We start from the raw sequence: 21,061 nt of genomic DNA on the forward strand, positions 1-21,061 counted from the left end.
CGCAAGCGCTGGGTAAGCTGCCCTTGTGAAGGCCGTCACCCATCCCGCCCCCGCGCGCACCCGCGACCGGCTGCTGGACGCGGCCGCCGACCTGATCGCCGGCGACGGCTGGGCCGCGGTGACGATGGGCAAGCTGGCCGCGCACGTCGGCGTCAGCAGGCAGACCGTCTACAACGAACTCGGCTCCAAGGCCGAACTGGCGGAGGCGTTGGTGCTCCGGGAAACCGAGCGCTTCGCCGAGCGCGTGACCGAGGTCGTCACCGCCCACCCGGGCGCCCCCGTCGACGGCATCACCGCCGCGTTCCGCCAGACCCTCGAAGCCGCCCGGGTCAACCCGCTCATCGTCATCGCGCTCGGCTGCCCGAAGGGCGGCGGCGACGACTTCCTCCCGCTGCTGACCACCCGGCCCGAAGGCGTGCTCGAGCGCTCGGTCGGCACGATCGCGGCCCTGCTCGCGCGGTGCTACCCGGAGACCGGGTTGACCCTCTCGGAGTGGACGGTCGCGGTCGAGGCGATGGTCCGGCTGCTGCTCTCCCACCTCGTGCAGCCGAGCGGCTCGGTGGCGCAGGCGAGCGGGCGGATGCGCTGGGTGATCGGCCGGATGCTGGGCGCCTGACCTCGCAGGTGGCCCCCGGCCCGGTGGCGAAGGCCACTGGCCTAGACTCGGACGTCCCGGCCTGTACCTGACCGGGGCCATTTCCGCAGGATTGTCCACCACAATCGTTACCGCTCGAGGAGAAGACCTTGAAGAGCACCGTCGAGCAGCTCAGCCCGACGCGAGTCAAGATCAATGTCGAGGTGCCGTTCGACGAGCTCAAGCCGAACTTCGACCGCGCCTACCGCAAGATCGCCCAGCAGGTGCGCATCCCGGGCTTCCGGCCCGGCAAGGCGCCCGCTCGCGTCCTGGAAAGCCGGATCGGGCGCGGCCCGGTGCTCGACGAGGTCGTCAACGAGGCCATCCCGGCCAAGTACATCGAGGCCGTCCGCGCCAACGAGGTCCGCACGCTCGGCAACCCCGAGTTCGACGTGACCAAGCTCGAGGACCGCGACGTGCTCGAGTTCACCGCCGAGGTCGACGTGCGCCCGGAGATCGAGCTGCCCGACCTGGACGGCTTCGCGATCACCGTCGACGACGTCGAGCTGACCGACGCGGAGGTCGACGAGCAGCTCGACGAGCTGCGCGCCCGCTTCGGCACGCTGACCGGCGTCGAGCGCCCGGCCGAGAACGGCGACTTCGTTTCGATCGACCTGTCCGCCACCGTCGACGGCGAGGCCGTCGAGGAGGCCAGCACCAGCGGGCTGTCCTACGAGATCGGCTCCGGCCAGCTCGTCGACGGCATCGACGAGGCGATCGTCGGCGCGAACGCCGGCGAGACCAAGACGTTCACCACCCAGCTCGTCGCCGGGGAGCACGCCGGCAAGGACGCCGAGGTGACCGTGACCGTCCAGTCGGTCAAGACCCGCGAGCTGCCCGAGGCCGACGACGAGTTCGCCCAGATGGCCAGCGAGTTCGACACGATCGAAGAGCTCAAGAACGACCTGCGCGAGCGGCTCGGCCGCGTCAAGAAGATGCAGCAGGGCGTCCAGGCCCGCGACAAGGTGCTCGACGAGCTCCTGGAGCGCACCGAGGTGCCGATCCCGGAGAAGGTCCTCGACGCCGAGATCGAGAACCGCAAGCACGACGCGATCCACCCGTTCGACCACGACGAGGCCCAGTTCGCGAAGGCCCTCGAGGCCGAAGGCCGCACGCTGGAAGAGTTCGACGCGGAGACCCGCACCGAGTCGGAGAAGGCCGTCCGCACGCAGCTGCTGCTGGACACCATCGCCGACAAGGAAGAGGTCTCGGTCAACGACGGCGAGCTCACCGAGCGGATCATCTACCAGGCCCAGCGCTTCGGGATCAGCCCGGACGAGTACGTCCAGCGCGCCCAGCAGTCCGGCCAGCTGACCGCGATCTACGCCGACGTGCGCCGCGGCAAGGCCCTCGCCTCGGTGGTCCGCAAGGCGGCCGTCACCGACGGCTCCGGCGCCGAGGTGGACCTCTCGGAGCTGTTCGGCAGCGACGAGCCGGCAGCCGAGGAGACGCAGGTCACCGACGAAACGGCGAAGACTCCGGCGGAGTGAAGCTGTGAGCGAACTTGGGCGGTGTCAGGCATTCTGCACCGCCCAAGTTCGTTAGGGTCGGATACAAGATCTCAAGCATCTGAAACGACAGCGGTGGCCGTCAGCACCGGGCCACCGCCGGCGAAAAGGCAGGCAGACGTGACGCAGCACACGCCCGAGGCGCGGACCGGCACCGCAGGGCTCAACCTCACCGACTCGGTGTTCGAGCGGTTGCTCCAGGAGCGCATCGTCGTCCTCGGTTCCGAGGTCAACGACGAGGTCGCCAACCGGATCACCGCGCAGCTGTTGCTGCTCGACGCCGACGACGCCGAGTCCGACATCCGCTTCTACATCAACTCGCCGGGTGGCTCGGTCACCGCCGGGTTCGCCATCTACGACACCATGCAGCTGATCCGCCCGGACGTCGCGACCTACGCGATGGGCATGGCGGCCTCGATGGGGCAGTTCCTGCTCTCCTCGGGCACCCCGGGCAAGCGCTACGCGCTCCCGCACGCCCGCATCCTGATGCACCAGCCCTCGGCCGGGGTCGGCGGCACGGCGTCGGACATCGCGATCCAGGCGGACCTGTTCAACAAGTGGAAGCAGGAGCTGGCCCGGATCACCGCGGACCAGACCGGGCAGACGGTCGAGCAGATCATCAAGGACGGCGACCGCGACCGCTGGTTCACCGCCCAGGAGGCGAAGGACTACGGCTTCGTGGACCACGTCCTCACCGCCGACATCGCCCGTCCGGGCTCCCGCTGAGCCCGAAGCACCAAGGAGACTTTCGATGACCAATTTCAGGCTCCCGGGTGACTTCCAGGGCCCGAGCATCCCCCAGTCGCGGTACATCCTGCCGTCGTACGTGGAGCGGACCAGCTACGGCGTCAAGGAGTCGAACCCGTACAACAAGCTGTACGAAGAGCGGGTCATCTTCCTCGGCGTGCAGGTGGACGACGCGTCGGCCAACGACGTGATGGCCCAGCTGCTGCACCTCGAGCACGAGGACCCGGACCGCGACATCCTGGTCTACATCAACTCGCCGGGTGGCTCGTTCACCTCGCTGATGGCGATCTACGACACCATGCAGTTCGTCCGCCCGGACATCCAGACGTACTGTCTCGGCCAGGCCGCCTCGGCCGCCGCCGTGCTGCTGTCGGCCGGCACGCCCGGCAAGCGCTACGCGCTGCCGAACTCCCGCGTGCTGATCCACCAGCCGGCCACCGAGGGCACCTACGGCCAGGTCTCCGACCTGGAGATCCAGGCCAACGAGATCCAGCGGGTGCGGCGCCAGATGGAGGTCATCCTGGCCAAGCACACGAACAAGGACCCGGACCAGATCCGGACCGACATCGAGCGCGACAAGATCCTCACGGCCGAAGAGGCCAAGGCGTACGGCATCATCGACGAGGTGCTGCCGTACCGTAAGGCGTCGGCTCTGTAGATCCGCCAGGCCGGTGTGTGCCGAGAAGACGACACACACCGGCATCCTGGTTTAGGGTCGTCCTCTGACGTGCTCCCGGAGCTCGTGGGTGTTCCCGCTCGCGGCATCGGACGGGTACCGTCAGTGGCAATGTGTGAGGCTCGCACCCGGTCACCGCGCCGGGGGGTCGCACCGTCGCAACACACGTCAGGCGCGGAAACCCGCGCCGGAGGGGACGAGGTCAACGGCCATGGCACGGATCGGTGACGGCGGAGACCTGCTGAAGTGTTCTTTCTGCGGGAAGAGCCAGAAGCAGGTGAAGAAGCTCATTGCCGGCCCCGGGGTCTACATCTGCGATGAGTGCATCGACCTCTGCAATGAGATCATCGAGGAGGAGCTGGCCGAGGCCGGCGACGTCAAGCTCGACGAGCTGCCCAAGCCCGCCGACATCCACGAGTTCCTCGAGCAGTACATCATCGGCCAGGAAGACGCCAAGCGGACGCTCGCGGTGGCGGTCTACAACCACTACAAGCGCATCCAGGCGGATGACAAGGCCGGGCCGAAGGACTCCAAGGAGGAGTCGGTCGAGCTCGCCAAGTCGAACATCCTGATGCTCGGTCCCACCGGGTGTGGCAAGACCTACCTGGCGCAGACGCTCGCGAAGCTGCTGAACGTGCCGTTCGCCATCGCGGACGCCACGGCGCTGACCGAAGCGGGCTACGTCGGCGAAGACGTCGAAAACATCCTGCTCAAGCTCATCCAGGCGGCGGACTACGACGTCAAGCGGGCCGAGACCGGGATCATCTACATCGACGAGGTCGACAAGATCGCCCGCAAGAGCGAGAACCCCTCGATCACCCGGGACGTCTCCGGCGAAGGCGTCCAGCAGGCGCTGCTGAAGATCCTCGAGGGCACCACCGCCTCGGTCCCGCCGCAGGGCGGCCGCAAGCACCCGCACCAGGAGTTCATCCAGATCGACACGACGAACGTGCTGTTCATCGTGGCCGGCGCGTTCGCCGGGCTGGAGAAGATCATCAACGAGCGGGTCGGCAAGCGCGGCCTCGGCTTCGGCGCGGAGATCCGCACGAAGTCCGAGATCGAGGAGAGCGACGTCTTCTCCGACACGATGCCGGAGGACCTGATCAAGTTCGGGCTGATCCCGGAGTTCATCGGCCGCCTCCCGGTCGTGGCGACGGTGAACCACCTGGACAAGGACTCGCTGGTCAACATCCTCACCCAGCCGCGCAACGCCCTGGTGAAGCAGTACAAGAAGCTCTTCGAGATGGACAACGTCGAGCTCGAGTTCACCAAGACCGCGCTCGAGGCCATCGCCGACCAGGCGGTCCTGCGCGGGACCGGTGCCCGCGGGCTGCGTGCGATCATGGAAGAAGTGCTCCAGCCGGTGATGTACGACATCCCGAGCCGCGACGACGTGGCGAAGGTCGTCATCACCGAGCAGACCGTCCGGGAGAACGTGAACCCGACGATCGTCGCCCGGCAGCCGACGCGGCGCGCGCGCAGCGAGCGCGGCGAGAAGTCGGCCTGACAGGCCGGGCGTCTCCGGGCCGCCCGGCCCGGAGACCCGACAGGAAAGCTGAATGACTGCTGACTCCTTCCCGGGTTCCGGGGCCGCGACCGGCGGCGGCGTGCAAGCGCCGGCGCCGCCGGCCCCGGAACCCGCCGGGACCACCCCGGCCGGGCCGGTGCTGGGGTTCCGTGAGCTGAGCGAGCGCGTGATCGCGTCCGTCGCCGACCGGTACCCGTGGCTGCACCGCGTGCTGATGGGCATGCTGGCCGTGTTCACCGGCACGTGCGTCGTCGCCGTCGTGTCCCGGCTGTCGCCGTTGCCGCTGATCCCGGTGCCGTTGTTCGTCGTCGCGGCCTACGGGCTGCGGCAGGCCCGCGGCGTGACGGAGCGGCGTCAGCTGTTCAACTGGGTGCTGCTGTTCGCCCTGGCGACGCTGGTCGGCTTCTGGCTGATCTCGGTCGTCGGCCGTTGGGTGGAGTGAAGTCCCGACATCCGGAGGGTTTGAGGCCCTCGGCGGTGGGGTAGGCCTCTCGGGTGGTAGATGCCCTCAGACCGTTCCGGCATCCGGCACTCTTCTATCGCGGTGACACCGAGTACCTGGATGGTGTCATTCCCTTCCTGCTCGAAGGTCTCGACCGAGGTGAGCCCGCGGCCGTCGCCGTTCCCGGCGGCAACCTGCTGCTGATCGAGAAGGCCCTGGAAGACCGGGCCGGCGAAGTGCGCTTCATCGACATGCACCGCGCGGGCCGCAACCCCGGCGCGATCCTGCCGTCGGTGCTGCACGCCTTCGCGGAGGAGCACGACGGCCCGGTGCGCATCGTGGGCGAGCCGATCTGGGCCGGTCGCACGGACACCGAGTACCCGGCGTGCGTGGTGCACGAAGCCCTGATCAACAACGCCTTCGCGGGCCGTGACCTGGCGGTGCTCTGTCCGTACGACGTCGGGGCGCTGCCCCCGCCGGTCCTGGCCGACGCCGAGCGCACCCACCCGGAGCTGTGGGGCCTGGCCGGCCCGTTCATCAGCCCGCGCTTCGACCCCGACGGCGTCCGCGCGGACTTCACCCGGCCGCTCGAACCGCCGGCGGGTGCGGTCGAGCGCGGGTTCGACCTCGGGCACCTGGCCTCGCTGCGCGGCTTCGCGGAGATCTGGGCCGCCCGCCACGGCCTTCGCAGGCCCCGCCGCGACGACTTCGCCCTGGCGATCGCCGAGCTGACGACGAACAGCGTCCTCTACGGCGGCGGCACCGGAGTGCTGCGGTTGTGGGCGGAGGCGACCCAGGTGGTCGGCGAGGTGAGCGACACCGGCACGATCGCCGAACCCCTGACCGGCCGCATCCCACCCCCGGCGGCGACCCTGGGCGGCCGGGGCCTCCTGCTGGTCAACCGCCTGGCCGACCTGGTCCGCACGTACTGGGTCCCGGGCCGCACGACCACCCGCATCCACTTCACCCGCTGAACGGACAGCCGTGTCGTCCGGCTGAGTACGCGTGTCGTCCGTCGGGGTACGCGTGTCGTCCGGCCGGGTACGGCGTCAGGCGGCGCGGGGGACGTGCTTGCCGAGGAAGCTGATCAAGCTGGGCACCACCGTGCGGTTGAACGGGTCGCCGTGCTTGCCGTGGGCGGTGTGGGCGACCGCCGGGTGGGCGGCCTCGATGTAGCGGCGGACGCCGGTGATGAACGAGTCCTCCGTGCCGCACCAGATGCCGTTGGCCACGCCCTTGGTCTCGTCGATGTGGCGCAGCGGGTCCAGCGCCGTCCAGTCCTGGATGCCGGTGAAGATGTGGCGCTTGGCCATCTCCGGCCACGACGTGATCAGCGCCGGGGCCAGCGTCGCGACGGCGGCGGGCGGCTGGCGCCGCTCGACCCGGCGGCGGGTGTACACCAGCGCGCCGAACCCGCCCATCGACATGCCCGTGCAGGCGAACGGCTGGCCGGTCGGGCCGGCGAAGCCGCGGGCGCGCAGCCACTGCGGAACCTCCTCCAGCAGCATGGCCATCGGGTCGTCGCCCGGGTGCACCTGGTGCCAGTAGTTGTCGCCGCCGTCGACGGCCACGAAGCCGAACGCCGGGACCGCCTTGCGGGCGACGTCGCTGGCGAGCTGCTTGAGCGTGCCGGTGGGCACGGCGCTGCGAGCGTTGCCGTGCAGGCCGTGCAGCGCGAGCGACATCGGCAGCCCCTTCGGCGGGGTCTTCGATGGCAGGATGAACACCAGGTCGACCATCCGGCCGCGTGCGGCGGAGTAGACGCGCTCGACCCGCGTGCTGCCCAGCTGGGTCGTCGGGTTCGACGACGTCACGCCGAGCGTCCGCTGCAGGGCCTGGCTGAACGGCAGCTTGCCGGTCGCGGTGCCGACGGCCAGCCCGGTCACGGCCAGCCCGGACGCGCCCGCGATCAGTACCGACCGGCGGCCCATCCACCGCCGGGCGCCCTGGACCGCCTCGACGACCGCTCCGGCCGGCTCCGCGTCCCCGTTGTGCTCGTTCACCCTGTCTCCGTCCCCCTGGCCCCTCGATAAGGACGCCGCGCACCCGCTCCGCGTTCCCTCGCGCCCCGTTCACCGGGTTATTCGTTATCACCCTGCCCGGCGTTTCCGGTCTTCGCCCGCCAAGCCGCCTTCGCGGCCTCGGCCGAGCGCCCGGCCCGGTCCACAGTGTCCCCGAGACCCACCGCCATGGTGATCCCGAGGGGGATCAAAATGTGGTTTATGCCCTGTTCACCGGGGCCGAAGTGACCCGACGCCTCCAGTGTGACGAATCCGTGCAGCGCGCTCCAGAGCTGGGCGGCGGCCTGGTACTCGTCGACGGGCCGGAACCGGCCGGCCGCGATCGCCCGCGCGGTCGCCCGGACGATGTGGGTGAACGCCTCCAGCCCCTCCTGAGCGGCTTCGCGGCCTTCCTCGGTGGTGAGGTCGGACAGCGTCGCCCGCTTGCCGCCGGGCGCGGACTGGCCGAACGTCACCGCGAACAGCTGCGGCTGCTCGGCGACCGCCTGCCGGTAGGTGCGGGCCATGCTGAAGATGTCCGCCACCGGGTCGTCGGTCTCCTCGACCTGGGCCAGCCATTCCGACAGCCGCAGGAACCCGGCCCGCGCGACCTCGTCGACCAGCGCCGACATCCCGCCGAAGTGGGTGTAGACGGCCATCGTCGAGACGCCGACCTCGGCCGCCAGCTTGCGGGCCTGCAGTGCTTCGGGGCCGTTCTCGTCGAGCAGGCGGATGGCGGCCTCGACGAGGCGGACCTTGACGTCGGTCGCGCGCGATTTGGGGCTCATGCTTGCCAGTATCCCATAACCCTGTTATACCTGAAGCCATAACCAAGTTATGGAGGGGGTCGTATGGGCAACAAGTTCCTCGAGGGCAACTTCGCCCCCGTCAGCCGGGAGCACACGATCACCGACCTCGCCGTCACCGGCCGGATCCCGGAGTTCCTCGACGGCCGCTACCTGCGCAACGGCCCCAACCCGCTGTCCGAAGTGGACCCGGCGGCCTACCACTGGTTCATGGGCGACGGCATGGTCCACGGCGTGCGCCTGCGCGACGGGAAGGCCGAGTGGTACCGCAACCGGTGGGTCCGCAACCCCGCCGTCGCGGCGACGCTGAACGGCGAGGACGCGAGCCGGTTCTGCGGGCTGGACGCGCTCAGCGCGAACACCAACGTCATCGGCCACGCGGGCAAGACCCTCGCCCTGGTCGAGGCGGGCGCGCCGATCTACGAGCTGACCGACGAGCTCGACACCGTCGCCCGCTGCGACTTCGACGGCACGCTCCCGGGCGGCTACACCGCCCACCCCAAGCGCGACCCGCGCACCGGTGAGCTGCACGCCGTCTCGTACTTCTTCGGCATGGGGAACAAGGTTCAGTACTCGGTGATCGACCCGGCCGGGCGCGCCCGCCGCACGGTCGACGTCGAGGTCACCGGCTCGCCGATGATGCACGACTTCTCGCTGACCGAGCACCACGTCGTCTTCTACGACCTGCCGGTGACGTTCGACGCCGAGATGGCGGTGGCCGCCAGCGTGCCGGCGGTGCTGCGCACGCCGGCGAAGCTGGTGGTGTCGGCCATGGTCGGCAAGGTCCGCGTGCCGGACCCGGTGACCGCGATGATGGCGGGCAAGATCGGCGCGAACGGCGGCCTGCCGTACCGCTGGAACCCGAAGTACCCGGCACGGATCGGGATCATGCCGCGGGAGGGCGGCAGCCGGGACGTCCGCTGGTTCGACGTCGAGCCGTGCTACGTCTTCCACCCGCTCAACGCCTACGACGACGGCGACAGCGTCGTGCTGGACGTCGTCCGCCACCCGAAGATGTTCGCCACGCAGCTGCACGGCCCGGACGAGGGCGGCCCGACCCTGGACCGCTGGACGGTCGACCTGGCGGCGGGCAAGGTCCTGGAAGAGCGCCTCGACGACCGGGGCCAGGAGTTCCCGCGCGTCGACGAGCGCCTGGTCGGCCGCCGCCACCGCTACGGCTACGCGATGTCGGCCGACGGCGGCGCCGACCCCGGCGGCTCCCTGTTCAAGCACGACTTCCACACGGGCGCCCGCGACGAGCGCGCGTTCGGAGCGGGCCGCCAGCCGGGCGAGTTCGTGTTCGTCCCTCGCCACGACGACGCACCGGAGGACGACGGCGTCCTGCTGGGCTTCGTCTTCGACCCGGCCACCCAGCGCAGCGACCTGACGATCCTGGACGCCGAGACACTGGAGACAGTGGCAGCGATCCACCTGCCGGACCGAGTGCCCAACGGCTTCCACGGCAACTGGGTGCCCTCGGCCTGAACCGTGTCGACTCTTCAATCACGCGTGTCGACTTCCTGATCACGCGTGTCGACCTTTCGCGCACGACGCTCGGCCCACCGAGCCGCGGAACCCCGTGATCGAAGGGCCGACACACGTGATTGAAGGGTCGACACGCGTGATTGAAGGGTCGACACGCGTGATTGGAGAGACGACACGGCGAGGCTCAGGCCAGGATGCGGTGGTCGCCCGTGTAGAGGTTCATCGAGTCGCCGCGGAGGAAGCCGACCAGGGTCATGCCGTTCTCCTCGGCCAGCTCCACCGCCAGTGACGACGGGGCCGACACCGCGGCCAGCAGGCCGATGCCCGCCATCGCCGCCTTCTGGACCAGCTCGAACGATGCCCGCCCGGACACCAGGAGGCCGTGGTCCGGCGCCGGGATCCGGTCCTCGAGGACCGCCCAGCCCAGCACCTTGTCGACCGCGTTGTGCCGGCCGACGTCTTCGCGGACGACGGCCAGCGAGCCGTCCGGGGTGAACAGCGCCGCCGCGTGGAGGCCGCCCGTGCTGGCGAACACCTTCTGGCGGGCGCGCAGCGAGTCGGGCAGGCCAGCGAGCACCGAGCTCTTCACCGTGAACGCCGCCGACGCGGGGGAGAAGCGCGTGCGGAGCTTGACCGCGTCCAGCGCCGCCTTGCCGCAGACCCCGCAGGACGACGTCGTGTAGAAGTTGCGCTCGACCCCGGTGTCCGGCGGCGGGACGCCGTCGGCCAGCGCGACGTCCAGCACGTTGTAGGTGTTGCGGCCCTGGTCGTCGACGCCGTCGCAGTAGCGGGCGACGGCCACGTCCGAACGCCCGCCGATCACGCCCTCGGACAGCAGGAAGCCGTGGGCCAGCTCGACGTCGTGCCCGGGGGTGCGCATGGTGACGGCCAGCGCCCGGCCGCCGACCCGCAGCTCCAGGGGCTCTTCGGCGGCCAGCGCGTCGGGGCGGCGCCGGTCCCCGGTCGCGGAAATCCGCCGCACCGGCCTGCGCACGGTCACCCTGCCCATCAGCACACCCTTCGCTGCCCGAAAGTTCGACACTCGTATGGTGCAACACCGGTGATTTAGTAATACATTCCCACCATCATCCCCAGAATACGGAGGGAACCGATGGCTCTCGGCTTCCTGGACCGATCCCGGATCGTGGCACCGCCGAGCTGGACGCGCTGGCTGGTGCCGCCGGCGGCCCTGTCGGTACACCTGTCGATCGGGCAGGCCTACGCGTGGAGCGTCTTCAAGACCCCGCTCGAGAAGACGATGCACCTCAACGGCACGCAGAGCTCGCTGCCGTTCCAGCTCGGCATCGTCATGCTCGGCCTGTCCGCCGCGTTCGGCGGCACGCTCGTCGAAAAGAACGGCCCGCGCTGGGCGATGTTCGTGTCGATGTGCTGCTTCGCCAGCGGCTTCCTCATTTCCGCGCTCGGCGTGGCGACCGGGCAGTTCTGGCTGGTGGTCGCCGGCTACGGCGGCGTCGGCGGCATCGGGCTCGGCATCGGCTACATCTCGCCGGTGTCGACGCTGATCAAGTGGTTCCCGGACCGGCCGGGCATGGCCACCGGCATCGCGATCATGGGCTTCGGCGGTGGCGCGCTGATCGCCTCGCCGTGGTCGTCGTCGATGCTCGGCACCGCGCCGACCACGAGCACCATCGCGACGGCGTTCCTGGTCCACGGCGTCGTCTACGCGGTCTTCATGTCAATGGGCTGGCTGCTCGTGCGGGTGCCCGCCGACGACTGGAAGCCCGCGGGCTGGGAGCCGAAGACCGACCACGGCAAGGCGATGATCAGCACGGCGAACGTCTCGGCCGCCAACGCGATCAAGACGCCGCAGTTCTGGTGCCTCTGGGTCGTCCTGTGCTTCAACGTCACCGCGGGCATCGGGATCCTGGAGAAGGCCTCCCCGATGATCGTGGACTTCTTCAAGAGCACCTCCACCCCGGTCGGCACGGCCGCGGCGGCCGGGTTCGTCGCGCTGCTGTCGCTGTGCAACATGCTCGGCCGGTTCGTCTGGTCGTCCACTTCGGACCTGGTCGGGCGCAAGAACATCTACCGCACGTACCTCGGTGTCGGCGCACTGCTGTACCTGGTGATCGCGCTGACGCAGAACTCGTCGAAGCTCGTGTTCATCCTGTGCGCGATGGTGATCCTGTCGTTCTACGGCGGCGGGTTCGCGACGGTCCCGGCGTACCTGAAGGACCTCTTCGGCACCTACCAGGTGGGCGCGATCCACGGCCGGCTGCTCACCGCGTGGTCGGTGGCGGGCGTGCTCGGCCCGCTGATCGTCAACCGCATCGCCGACAGCGAAAAGGCGGCGGGCAAGTCCGGCCCGGACCTCTACACGACGTCGTTCTACATCATGATCGGCCTGCTCGTGGTCGGCTTCGTGGCCAACGAGCTGGTCCGCCCGGTCAAGGAGAAGTTCCACGAGCCGGTCCCCGCGGCCGCGAGGAGTGAGGCGTGATGAGCGAACCGTCGGCGAACCCCAACCGGATGCCGCTGATTGTGCTGGCCTGGGCGTGGGTGGTAATCCCCTTCGGCTACGGCGTCTACCAGCTGTTCCTGAAGCTGGTCCAGCTGTTCGGATGAGCAGGGGAGTTCTCGTCACCGGCGCGTCCCGCGGAATCGGGCGCGCGGTGGCCACGGCGTTCGCGGCGCGCGGTGACCGGGTGGCCGTCCACTACGGACACCGCGCCGCGGATGCCGAGGAGACGCTGAAAGCGCTCCCCGGCGAAGGGCACGTGCTGATCGGCGGTGACCTGGCCGATCCCGAGGCGGTCCGCAAGATCGCCGACGCGGCCGAAGCCGGGCTCGGCGGCGTCGACGTCCTGGTCAACAACGCCGCCGTCGCGACGTCGGCCGAGACCGCGCACCCGGTCGCCGGTGTGTCCTATGCGGACTGGCAGCGGATCTGGCGGCGCACCCTCGACGTCAACCTCGCCGGGGCCGCGAACCTCAGCTACTGCGTCGCCCGGCACCTCATCGGGCGCGGGGCGCCGGGCCGGATCGTCAACATCGGGTCGCGCGGGGCGTTCAAGGGCGAACCCGACCACCCCGCGTACGGGGCGAGCAAGGCCGCGCTGCACGCGCTCGGCCAGTCGCTCGCCGTCTCCCTCGCGCCCCACGGCATCTCCGTGACGTCGGTGGCGCCCGGCTTCACCGCCACCGAGCGGGTCGCCGACCGGATCGACGACACGCTGCGCGCGCAAAGCCCGTTCGGGCGGGTCGGCACGCCCGAGGAGGTCGCCGCGGCCGTCGTCTACCTGGCCTCGGCCGAAGCGACCTGGGCGTCCGGGACGATCCTCGACCTCAACGGAGCCTCACACCTGCGGATGTGACCTGGCTCTCACCCGTGCAGCGGTGTCCGAGGCCCGGGCGTCCAGGGGGCGTGCATGTACTGGGGAAGATCGCCGTCGCCGGGCTGGCCCTCGTCGTGTTCGGCGGCACGGCGTACGGCTACGTGAACCTCCGCGCCCTCGACGAGGTGTCGCGCGACAGCGTCATCGACGCGGACGGCGAGACGAAGCCGGGTGAGCAGCCCGCCGACGGCTCGCTCGACATCCTGCTGGTCGGCCGGGACTCCCGCAGCGACAACCAGGGCAATCCGCTGGCCCCGGAAGTGCTGCGCGAGCTGCGGGCCGGCGCCAACGGCGACGACCTCACCGACACCCTGATCGTGCTGCGGATCCCGAACGGCACGAAAGAGGTGAAAGCGTTCTCCATCCCGCGGGACAGCTACGTCTCGATGCCGGGCGGGAAGGGCAAGATCAACGCCGCGTTCGGGCGGGCGAAGGCCGCCGAAGCGGGGCGGCTGCGCAAGGCGGGGGAGACCGACAAGAAGAAGATCGACCAGGCCGCGCTCACCGCCGCCCGGCGGGCGACCCGCCAGGCGGTCGAGGGCCTCACCGGGGTGAAGATCGACCACTTCGCCGAAGTCAACCTGCTGAGCTTCTACGAGATCAGCAAGGCCATCGGCGGCGTCGACGTCTGCCTCAAGGAAGCCACCAAGGACAAGAACTCGGGCGCGGACTTCCCGGCCGGCCCGCAGCGTGTCGCCGGCGCGGACGCGCTCGCCTTCGTCCGGCAGCGCGACGGCCTCCCGGGCACCGACTTGGCCCGCGTCCGGCGTCAGCAGGTCTTCCTCGCCGGGCTGGCCCGGCAGGTGCTCTCGGCGGGCACGCTGGCCGATCCGGGCAAGCTGTCCGACCTGATCGAGGCCGTGAAGCGCTCGGTGGTGCTGGACGACTCGTGGAACCTGCTCGACTTCGTCGGGCAGATGCGCGGGGTCAGCGGCGGCGGGATCCAGTTCGCGACGATCCCGGTCGTCAACGTCGACTACCGGTACGACTCGGCCAACCCGCGGGCGACGGCGGTCCAGGTCGACCCGGCGGCGGTGAAGGCCTTCGCGGCGAGCCTGATCGGAAGCGCCGCGCCCACCGCCCCGGGGACGTCGGCGCCGGCCGCGGCGGTCACCGTCGACGTCTCCAACGCGAGTTCGAAGGAAGGCCTCGCGGCCCGCGTGGCGGGCGTGCTGCGCGAGAAGGGGTTCACGGCGAGCCCGGCGGGCAACGCCGCCTCCCGGCGGACGTCGCTGGTCCGGTTCGGTCCCGACCTGGCCGGGCGTGGCGCCGAGGTGGCGAAGGCGCTGGGCGGGCTGACGACGCAGCAGGCGGCGTCGGTGCCGGCCGGCCACATCGAGGTGGTCCTCGGGTCGGTCTACTCCGGTCCCGGCGCGGCCGCGGGCGGCGGCGCGCCCGGGGGCGCCTCGGACGAGCCCATCACGTCGAACGGCGTCGTCTGCGTGGATTGAGCCACCGGTGAATTGATCGACGGCGAAGTGTCGTATTTTCCGTCGAATCCCTGAAATACGCGAAGAATTCCCGAGATCACGGTTCGACTGGACCACGGTGGACCACCCGGGTCAGTGGTCTTGACGCTGCCGCGCTGGTGAGGCAGGGTGCGGTGACCGTCGGCGGACAGGACCTCGTGACGGCGGAAAGCTCACCCGATCGGTGGGTGATCTTGGAAAACCGATGTCAGGGAATACGGAAAGTCCGGAATTTATGCGCAGCAGCGTCGCCCGGGGCGGGTGGATCTTGCCCGTCCTCGCTTCAGCCGTTCTTTGTGCCGGGTGCCAGTCGGCGTCCGCTTCGGTGCACTACCCGGGCGCGATCGACGCCTGCCGGCTGCCCGGCCCGAACGCGGAGCAGCAGCTCGCGCCGGGAACCGTCGAGATCCCGGTCGACTCGGTGAAGGCCGCCGAGTCCAAGGTCATCCCCGAAGACCACGCCAGCGAGGACAACGAGGTCACCACCTGCCGCAAGCTGTACGCGCGCGACCTCGGCGGCGGCAAGCCGAACCTGCAGGACTACCGGGTGATCACGATCGCCGTCGTGCGGTTCACGCAGTCCGACGCGGACGAGGCTTCCGCCAAGGCCAGCCAGCTGATGACCGACGCGCTCGGCGACCACTCGGGCGTCCGGCTCGTCACCGGGGTCGGTGACGAGGCCGGCTTCTCCGAGCAGTGGGCCGCCGTGCGGACCGGGAACGTCGTGCTGGGCCTGGCCATCGCCGACGGCGGGACCGAGGCCGCGCTGATCCCGCCCGCGACGCTGGACAGCGTGCAGGCCGTGGTCACGGACATGACCGGCACCCTGGAGAAGGACTTCCAGGGCTGATCAGGGCCGGGGTTCGAGCCGCACCACGATCGCCTTCGACACCGGCGTGTTCGACTTGTCCGCCACCGAGTCCAGCGGCACCAGCGCGTTCGCCTCCGGGAAGTACGCCGCCGCGCAGCCGCGCGCGGTCGGGTACGCGACGACCCGGAACGCCGGCGCCCGGCGGTCACCGTCCCGCCACTCGGAGACCAGGTCGACCTCGGCGCCGTCGGCCAGGCCGAGCGCCGCGAGGTCGTCCGGGTTGACCAGCACCACGCGGCGGGCGTTCTCGATCCCGCGGTAGCGGTCCGAGAGCCCGTAGATCGTGGTGTTGTACTGGTCGTGGCTGCGCATGGTCTGCAGCAGCAGGCGGCCCTCCGGCGCCTGCGGGTACTCCAGCTCCGAGACGGTGAAGTTGCCCTTGCCGTTGGCGGTCCCGGTGAACTCGCGGGAGTCGCGCGGGGCGTGCGGCAGCACGAAGCCGTCCGGCTCGCGGACGCGGCGGTTGTAGTCCTGGCAGCCCGGCACCACCCGCGAGATCCGGTCGCGGATCAGGTCGTAGTCGGTCTCGAACGTCCGCCACGGCACCGCGTGCCCCGCGCCGAACAGCGTCTCGGCCAGCCGGCAGACGATGGCGACCTCCGAGAGCAGGTGCTCGCTCGCCGGCTTGAGCCGCCCGCGCGAGGTGTGCACCTGCGACATCGAGTCCTCGACCGTGACGAACTGCTCGCCGCTCGCCTGGACGTCCCGCTCGGTGCGGCCGAGCGTCGGCAGGATCAGCGCGGTGCGGCCGTGGACGACGTGGGAGCGGTTCAGCTTCGTCGAGACGTGCACGGTCAGCGCGCACGACCGCAGCGCCTTCTCGGTCAGCTCCGAGTCCGGCGTCGCGGAGGCGAAGTTGCCGCCGACGGCGAAGAACACCTTGCCGCGGCCGTCGCGCATCGCCCGGATCGCGTCGACGGTGTCGAAGCCGTGCTCGCGCGGGACCTCGATGCCGAACTCGCCGGCCAGGGCGTCCATGAAGGACTGCGGCATCTTCTCCCAGATGCCCATCGTCCGGTCGCCCTGGACGTTCGAGTGCCCGCGCACCGGGCACAGGCCGGCGCCGGGCTTGCCGATCATGCCGCGCATCAGGGCGAGGTTCGCGATCTCGGAGATCGTCGGCACCGCGTGCTTGTGCTGCGTCAGGCCCATCGCCCAGCAGTAGATGGTGCGCTCGGAAGAGGCGATCATCCGGGCGACGCGCTCGATCTGCGCGCGGGGGAGGCCGGTCGCGCGCTCGATCTCCGGCCAGTCGATCTCCCGCAGGTGCTTCGCGTAGTCGTCGAAGCCCTCGGTGACCCGGTCGACGAACTCGCGGTCGACGATCGCGCCGGGCGCTTCGGCGTCCCAGGCCAGCAGCAGGTGCCCGACGGCCTGGAACAGCGCCAGGTCGCCGCCGAGGCGGACCTGGACGAACTCGTCGGCCAGCGGGGTGCCCTTGCCGACGACGCCGCGGACGTTCTGCGGGTTCTTGAACCGCATCAGCCCGGCTTCGGGCAGCGGGTTCACCGCGATGATCTTCGCGCCGTTGCCCTTGGCCTCTTCGAGGGCCGAGAGCATCCGCGGGTGGTTGGTGCCCGGATTCTGCCCGACGACGACGATCAGGTCGGCCTTGTGGATGTCGGCCAGGCTCACCGAACCCTTGCCGACGCCGGTGGTGGCCGACAGCGCCGCGCCCGAGGACTCGTGGCACATGTTGGAGCAGTCGGGGAGGTTGTTGGTGCCGAAGGAACGCACCAGCAGCTGGTAGAGGAACGCGGCCTCGTTGCTGGTGCGGCCGGAGGTGTAGAAGATCGCCTCGTTCGGGTCGGTCAGCGCCTTGAGCTCGCCCGCGACCAGCTCGAACGCGGCCTCCCAGGAGATCGGCTCGTAGTGCGTGGCGCCCGCGCGCAGCACGAACGGCTCGGTGATCCGGCCCTGCTGGCCCAGCCAGTAGTCGGTCTTGGTCTCCAGCTCGCCGATCGGGTGCCGGGCGAAGAACTCGCGGTCCACCCGCCGTTTCGTGGCTTCCTCCGCGACGGCCTTGGCGCCGTTCTCGCAGAATTCGGCCAGCTTGCGCTTCTCGCCGTCGACCTCGCGCGGTTCCGGCCACGCGCAGCCCGGGCAGTCGAAGCCTTCCCGCTGGTTCAGCAGCCGCAGCGCCTTGATCGTCCGGCCGGTGCCCATCTGCTCGACGCTGCGCGCGAGCGACACGGCGACACCGGGTATCCCGGCCGCCCAGCCCTTCGGCTTGCCCACCTCGAGGCGGGTTTCGTCCACGTCCTGCGCCGGCGCTTCACGGGTCATGCACCCATCGTGCGCCTCGATGATCGCGCGCGCTAACAGGGGTCAGCGTTCGGCCGCACGCAACCCGCGGTCGGCGACGGTGACCACCAGCAGCAGCGCGCTGATGACGACCAGCGCGACGGCCAGCCGGTGCAACCCGGCCGAGTCCGCGTGCGGGCCATAGCAGAGCGCGATGAGCGTCGAGGCCACGATCGCGCCGAGGTACTGGGCCGTGCGGAACAACCCGCTCGCGGTACCCATCTGCTCGGCGGGTGCCTCGCGGTAGAGCGTCGTCTGGTTCGCGACGCTGGTCAGGCCCTGGGCGAGGCCGAACAGCGCGGCCAGGGCGAGCAGCGCGCCGACCCAGGTGCCGTCGTGGACGAGCAACAGCAGCGCCGAGCCGCCGGCCAGGGCCACCGCGACGGTGACCAGCCGCGCCTTGATGCCGGACGCGCGCCCGGAGAACGCCGCGGCGCAGACGGCGGTGCCCGACATCGGCAGCAGCATCAGCCCGGCGGCCTCCTCCGACAGCTGCCGGGCGGTCTCCAGCCACTGGACGTACCCGAACATGATCGCGTAGATGGCCATGAAGCTCAGCGCCTGCCGCAGGTACGTCCGCAGGATCGCGCTGTTGGCGGCGAGCATCCGCAGGTCGAGGAACGGCGTGTCGCGCCGGAGCTCGACCAGCGTGAAGGCGGTCCCGAAGGCGGCCACCACGGCGAGCAGCCAGACCTCGGCGCCCGGGTCCATCAGGAAGAACAGGAGCGCGAGCAGGGTCGCGGAGAACAGCACGATGCCGAGCACGTCGATCCGGGTGGCCGTGCGCTCGCCGCGGTCGTCCTTCGGCACCCACAGCAGCGCCAGGACCAGCGACAACCCGGCCAGCGGGATGTTCACGGCGAAGATCGCCGGCCAGCCGAAGAGCCCGATCAGCACGCCGCCCAGCGTCGGGCCGATCACCATCACCGTCTGCGCGGACATCGAAAGCAGCGACAGCACCCGCGCCGGAACGCCTTGGCCGCTCGCTTCGGCGTGGTGGCGCAGCACGGCCATCGCGGCCGGGAACCCGGCACACGTGCCCAGGCCGAGGACCACGCGCACGCCGGTCAGCCAGCCGACGGAGAGCGGGATCAGGCCCGCGATCCCGGCGATGATCACCAGGGTCGCGCCGCCGAGCAGGACGCGGCGGGCGCCGTGCCGGTCGACCAGCAGGCCGACCACCGGCTGGCCGACCGCGGTGGCCAGGTAGAGCGCGGAGATCAGCCAGGCGGTCTGCCCGGGGCCGGCGCCGAAGCTCTGGCCGATCGGCACGAGCGCGACGGCGATGAGCGTGGAGTTGATCGGGTTGAGCACCGCGCCGGCCACCAGCGGGGTGACCAGGCGGGCGCCGAACTTGGCGGGGGCGGTGACGGTGCTCGTGAGGAACTCCTTCAGTGTTCGGCGACGCGCTGCAGCAGCGGCAGGGCGCGCGTGACGGCGTCGAGCTCGGCGGGGGACAGCTCGTCCAGCAGGGCCTGGGCCAGCCACTCGTCGCGGTGCTGCTGGATGCCGCGCACGGTGTCGCGCCCGGTGTCGGACAGGCTGATCACCACCCGCCGCCGGTCGGCCGGATCGGGTGCGCGGGTGAGGTAGCCGAGCTCGTCGAGGACGCCGAGGGTGGCGGCCATCGACTGCTGCCGCACGTGCTCGGCGGCGGCGAGCTCGCCCTGCGTGGCCGGCCCTTCGCGGAGGAGCCGGTGGAGCACGGCGGACTGCGACGGTGTCAGGACCCCGGCGTTGTCGACGTGGCGGAGCCGCCGGTGCAGCTGCCCGACGACCCCGCGGATCCAGCCGGCGCTCTCGGCGACGTGCGGAGGTACTTCGCCCATGTACACAGTTTAACTGTGCAGTCCGGACTGTGCATCTTGGCTCGGCTCAGTCGGGGCAGCCGTCGATGGTCGGGACCGGGTACTTCGGGTCGTAGTAGCCGGGCGCGTCCTGGTGGCCGGACGCGGGAACGGGCGACGGCGGGTTCGCGTAGCCGGGCGCCAGGTAGCCCTCCTTGGCGGCGGCGCAGCCCACCGACGAGTACGCGATGGAGCCGCTGTCGAGCCACAGCCCCTGACTGCCCTGCTCGAACGACGAACCGCTCCGGACGACGTACGTCTCGTCACGGCGTTCGAACGTCACGATCTCGGCGGGGCTCATGAGCTCCTTGGGGTGGGCGTGGTCGAAGGCGTAGGCGACCGTGTACTTCGCCTCGACGACCAGCTCACCGGGCTTGGCACCGGCGCGCGCGGCGAGCGTGCCGAAGGTGCGGGGGCCCGCGTCGAGCAGGTGGTACCCGTCGGCGATCTCGGTGAGGTACGCCGCGAAGCCGCCCTTGTCCTTGTCCGGCTTCTTGGCCAGCTCCGGGAGGATCTGGTCGCGGTCGTCGGGCGCGAACAAGGCCGCATACGCCTTGCCGTCGTGCCCGGTCAGGACCGCCGGGTCGAGGTGCGCGGCGGTGATGGCCTGCTTGACCTTGGCGTACGCGGCGCCGACCGCGTCGGCCTTGAAGGCACCGACGGCGGCCGCGGCGGGGGACGTGATGCCGTCCACACCCTTGGGCCAGACGTCGGCGGGGGTGTGCGCGTACGGCCGGGCCAGGTCGACCGGGGCGACGTCCGGCACCGACGTCGGGTCCGGCGGCCCGGCGTCGTGGGCGGGCCGGCGGCCGAGCAGCACGATGGCCGTGGTGGTCACGGCGAGGATGAGCAGGAACACGGCGAAGACCCACCAGCGGCGGCGTGGGCCGCGCGAGGCGCGTTTCTGCTGCTTGCGGAACTGCTTGCGGTCTTTTTTGGCGCCCAGCCACGCGTCGGTCCGCGCGTGCTTGCGCCAGTCCGGGTCCATCAGGTCCGGGTGCGATTCGAGCAGGTTGTCCTCGTCCACGTGCGTCCCCCCAAGGTCGACGTCTGATCATCGACGCCGGGGGACGGGTGTTACCCGAAATACGCGAATTCGTTGACGCCGACGCCCTGCAGCTGGTGCACGATGATCGCCGCGGCGACCAGCCCGACCACGATGAGCAGGGCGAGCACGCCCGGCCAGCGGCTCTGCCCCGGCTGCTGGTACCCGCCCGCCCGGCGCTCGCGCTTGCGGCGCTTCTTGAGGTCCTTCTTCGCGCCCAGCCAGGCGTCCCGGGCGGCGTACTTCTGCCAGTCCGGGTTCATCAGGTCCGGGTGCGTCTCGAGGCGCCGGTCGTCCGGATCCTGCGGCTGCTGAGGCTCTGCCATCCCGAGTGCCTTCCCCC

General features: G+C 70.6%; 21 protein-coding genes. 13 read left to right on the plus strand and 8 right to left on the minus strand.

What is annotated here, in order from left to right:
• Positions 1-25 precede the first annotated feature (25 nt).
• The 7 genes from H5965_RS23265 (at position 26) to H5965_RS23295 (ending at position 6,509) form a co-directional block, all read left to right on the plus strand.
• Positions 26-616, plus strand: a complete 591-nt coding sequence (locus H5965_RS23265) for a TetR family transcriptional regulator (protein WP_310972270.1) — start codon at positions 26-28, stop codon at positions 614-616.
• 128 nt (positions 617-744) lie between these two features.
• Positions 745-2,124, plus strand: coding sequence for a trigger factor (gene tig / locus H5965_RS23270; RefSeq protein WP_310972272.1), 1,380 nt, complete (start codon positions 745-747; stop codon positions 2,122-2,124).
• Positions 2,125-2,262: 138 nt separating this feature from the next.
• Positions 2,263-2,868 carry a ClpP family protease gene (locus tag H5965_RS23275; protein WP_091320319.1) on the plus strand — a complete coding sequence of 202 codons (606 nt, stop codon included), beginning with the start codon at positions 2,263-2,265 and terminating at the stop codon, positions 2,866-2,868.
• A gap of 25 nt (positions 2,869-2,893) precedes the next feature.
• Positions 2,894-3,547 carry an ATP-dependent Clp protease proteolytic subunit gene (locus H5965_RS23280; protein WP_310972274.1) on the plus strand — a complete coding sequence of 218 codons (654 nt, stop codon included), beginning with the start codon at positions 2,894-2,896 and terminating at the stop codon, positions 3,545-3,547.
• A 229-nt stretch (positions 3,548-3,776) separates the two neighbouring features.
• Complete coding sequence (clpX, locus tag H5965_RS23285; RefSeq protein ID WP_004562779.1) at positions 3,777-5,072, plus strand: ATP-dependent Clp protease ATP-binding subunit ClpX; 1,296 nt, start codon at positions 3,777-3,779, stop codon at positions 5,070-5,072.
• A gap of 52 nt (positions 5,073-5,124) precedes the next feature.
• Positions 5,125-5,535, plus strand: coding sequence for a hypothetical protein (locus H5965_RS23290; protein ID WP_310972279.1), 411 nt, complete (start codon positions 5,125-5,127; stop codon positions 5,533-5,535).
• 53 nt (positions 5,536-5,588) lie between these two features.
• Positions 5,589-6,509, plus strand: a complete 921-nt coding sequence (locus tag H5965_RS23295; RefSeq protein ID WP_310972280.1) for a sensor histidine kinase — start codon at positions 5,589-5,591, stop codon at positions 6,507-6,509.
• A 75-nt stretch (positions 6,510-6,584) separates the two neighbouring features.
• On the opposite strand, the gene H5965_RS23300 is transcribed toward H5965_RS23295, so the two are convergent.
• Together H5965_RS23300 and H5965_RS23305 are read right to left on the minus strand one after the other, a co-directional pair.
• A complete protein-coding gene (locus tag H5965_RS23300) occupies positions 6,585-7,538 on the minus strand; it encodes an alpha/beta hydrolase-fold protein (RefSeq protein WP_310972281.1) in 954 nt (317 codons plus the stop codon).
• A gap of 77 nt (positions 7,539-7,615) precedes the next feature.
• Positions 7,616-8,323, minus strand: coding sequence for a TetR/AcrR family transcriptional regulator (locus H5965_RS23305; protein ID WP_310972282.1), 708 nt, complete (start codon positions 8,321-8,323; stop codon positions 7,616-7,618).
• A 63-nt stretch (positions 8,324-8,386) separates the two neighbouring features.
• Here H5965_RS23305 and H5965_RS23310 point away from each other — a divergent pair, with 63 nt between their 5' ends.
• Entirely contained in the window at positions 8,387-9,826 is a 1,440-nt protein-coding gene (locus H5965_RS23310; protein ID WP_310972283.1) for a carotenoid oxygenase family protein, read from the plus strand.
• 184 nt (positions 9,827-10,010) lie between these two features.
• Here H5965_RS23310 and fdhD read toward each other — a convergent pair whose 3' ends face one another.
• Positions 10,011-10,835, minus strand: a complete 825-nt coding sequence (fdhD, locus tag H5965_RS23315) for a formate dehydrogenase accessory sulfurtransferase FdhD (protein ID WP_310972285.1) — start codon at positions 10,833-10,835, stop codon at positions 10,011-10,013.
• A gap of 102 nt (positions 10,836-10,937) precedes the next feature.
• Here fdhD and H5965_RS23320 point away from each other — a divergent pair, with 102 nt between their 5' ends.
• The 5 genes from H5965_RS23320 to H5965_RS23340 all read left to right on the plus strand — a co-directional run bounded on the left by H5965_RS23320 (position 10,938) and on the right by H5965_RS23340 (position 15,501).
• A complete protein-coding gene (locus H5965_RS23320) occupies positions 10,938-12,287 on the plus strand; it encodes an OFA family MFS transporter (RefSeq protein ID WP_310972287.1) in 1,350 nt (449 codons plus the stop codon).
• Positions 12,287-12,412 carry a hypothetical protein gene (locus H5965_RS23325; RefSeq protein ID WP_279629564.1) on the plus strand — a complete coding sequence of 42 codons (126 nt, stop codon included), beginning with the start codon at positions 12,287-12,289 and terminating at the stop codon, positions 12,410-12,412. Before H5965_RS23320 ends, H5965_RS23325 begins: the two co-directional genes overlap by 1 nt.
• The gene (locus H5965_RS23330; RefSeq protein ID WP_310972288.1) at positions 12,409-13,161 is read left to right on the plus strand and encodes an SDR family oxidoreductase; all 753 of its coding nucleotides are present in this window, start codon (positions 12,409-12,411) and stop codon (positions 13,159-13,161) included. Before H5965_RS23325 ends, H5965_RS23330 begins: the two co-directional genes overlap by 4 nt.
• Before the next feature lie 50 nt (positions 13,162-13,211).
• A complete protein-coding gene (locus H5965_RS23335) occupies positions 13,212-14,633 on the plus strand; it encodes an LCP family protein (RefSeq protein WP_310972290.1) in 1,422 nt (473 codons plus the stop codon).
• 253 nt (positions 14,634-14,886) lie between these two features.
• Positions 14,887-15,501, plus strand: coding sequence for a hypothetical protein (locus H5965_RS23340; RefSeq protein ID WP_310972291.1), 615 nt, complete (start codon positions 14,887-14,889; stop codon positions 15,499-15,501).
• Here the strand turns inward: H5965_RS23340 and H5965_RS23345 are convergent, their stop codons facing one another.
• The 5 genes from H5965_RS23345 to H5965_RS23365 all read right to left on the minus strand — a co-directional run bounded on the left by H5965_RS23345 (position 15,502) and on the right by H5965_RS23365 (position 21,044).
• A complete protein-coding gene (locus tag H5965_RS23345; RefSeq protein ID WP_310972292.1) occupies positions 15,502-17,808 on the minus strand; it encodes an FdhF/YdeP family oxidoreductase in 2,307 nt (768 codons plus the stop codon).
• Positions 17,809-17,850: 42 nt separating this feature from the next.
• On the minus strand, positions 17,851-19,152 hold the full coding sequence (locus H5965_RS23350; protein ID WP_310972293.1) for an MFS transporter: 1,302 nt from the start codon (positions 19,150-19,152) through the stop codon (positions 17,851-17,853).
• Positions 19,153-19,217: 65 nt separating this feature from the next.
• Entirely contained in the window at positions 19,218-19,655 is a 438-nt protein-coding gene (locus tag H5965_RS23355; RefSeq protein WP_310972295.1) for a MarR family transcriptional regulator, read from the minus strand.
• A 46-nt stretch (positions 19,656-19,701) separates the two neighbouring features.
• The gene (locus H5965_RS23360) at positions 19,702-20,700 is read right to left on the minus strand and encodes a hypothetical protein (protein WP_310972296.1); all 999 of its coding nucleotides are present in this window, start codon (positions 20,698-20,700) and stop codon (positions 19,702-19,704) included.
• Between the two features lie 50 nt (positions 20,701-20,750).
• Positions 20,751-21,044 carry a hypothetical protein gene (locus tag H5965_RS23365; RefSeq protein ID WP_310972297.1) on the minus strand — a complete coding sequence of 98 codons (294 nt, stop codon included), beginning with the start codon at positions 21,042-21,044 and terminating at the stop codon, positions 20,751-20,753.
• Between the last annotated feature and the right edge of the window lie 17 nt (positions 21,045-21,061).

Source organism: Amycolatopsis sp. 505 (assembly GCF_031625235.1).
In the GTDB taxonomy this organism is placed as follows: domain Bacteria; phylum Actinomycetota; class Actinomycetes; order Mycobacteriales; family Pseudonocardiaceae; genus Amycolatopsis.

Coding starts and splice junctions, on each gene's coding strand:
- H5965_RS23355 (WP_310972295.1), bottom strand. CDS start 19,655: ATGGGCGAAGTACCTCCGCACGTCGCCGAGAGCGCCGGCTGGATCCGC.
- H5965_RS23330 (WP_310972288.1), top strand. CDS start 12,409: ATGAGCAGGGGAGTTCTCGTCACCGGCGCGTCCCGCGGAATCGGGCGC.
- H5965_RS23340 (WP_310972291.1), top strand. CDS start 14,887: ATGCGCAGCAGCGTCGCCCGGGGCGGGTGGATCTTGCCCGTCCTCGCT.
- H5965_RS23305 (WP_310972282.1), bottom strand. CDS start 8,323: ATGAGCCCCAAATCGCGCGCGACCGACGTCAAGGTCCGCCTCGTCGAG.
- H5965_RS23365 (WP_310972297.1), bottom strand. CDS start 21,044: ATGGCAGAGCCTCAGCAGCCGCAGGATCCGGACGACCGGCGCCTCGAG.
- fdhD (WP_310972285.1), bottom strand. CDS start 10,835: ATGGGCAGGGTGACCGTGCGCAGGCCGGTGCGGCGGATTTCCGCGACC.
- H5965_RS23280 (WP_310972274.1), top strand. CDS start 2,894: ATGACCAATTTCAGGCTCCCGGGTGACTTCCAGGGCCCGAGCATCCCC.
- H5965_RS23310 (WP_310972283.1), top strand. CDS start 8,387: ATGGGCAACAAGTTCCTCGAGGGCAACTTCGCCCCCGTCAGCCGGGAG.
- H5965_RS23345 (WP_310972292.1), bottom strand. CDS start 17,808: ATGACCCGTGAAGCGCCGGCGCAGGACGTGGACGAAACCCGCCTCGAG.
- H5965_RS23325 (WP_279629564.1), top strand. CDS start 12,287: ATGAGCGAACCGTCGGCGAACCCCAACCGGATGCCGCTGATTGTGCTG.
- clpX (WP_004562779.1), top strand. CDS start 3,777: ATGGCACGGATCGGTGACGGCGGAGACCTGCTGAAGTGTTCTTTCTGC.
- H5965_RS23320 (WP_310972287.1), top strand. CDS start 10,938: ATGGCTCTCGGCTTCCTGGACCGATCCCGGATCGTGGCACCGCCGAGC.
- H5965_RS23290 (WP_310972279.1), top strand. CDS start 5,125: ATGACTGCTGACTCCTTCCCGGGTTCCGGGGCCGCGACCGGCGGCGGC.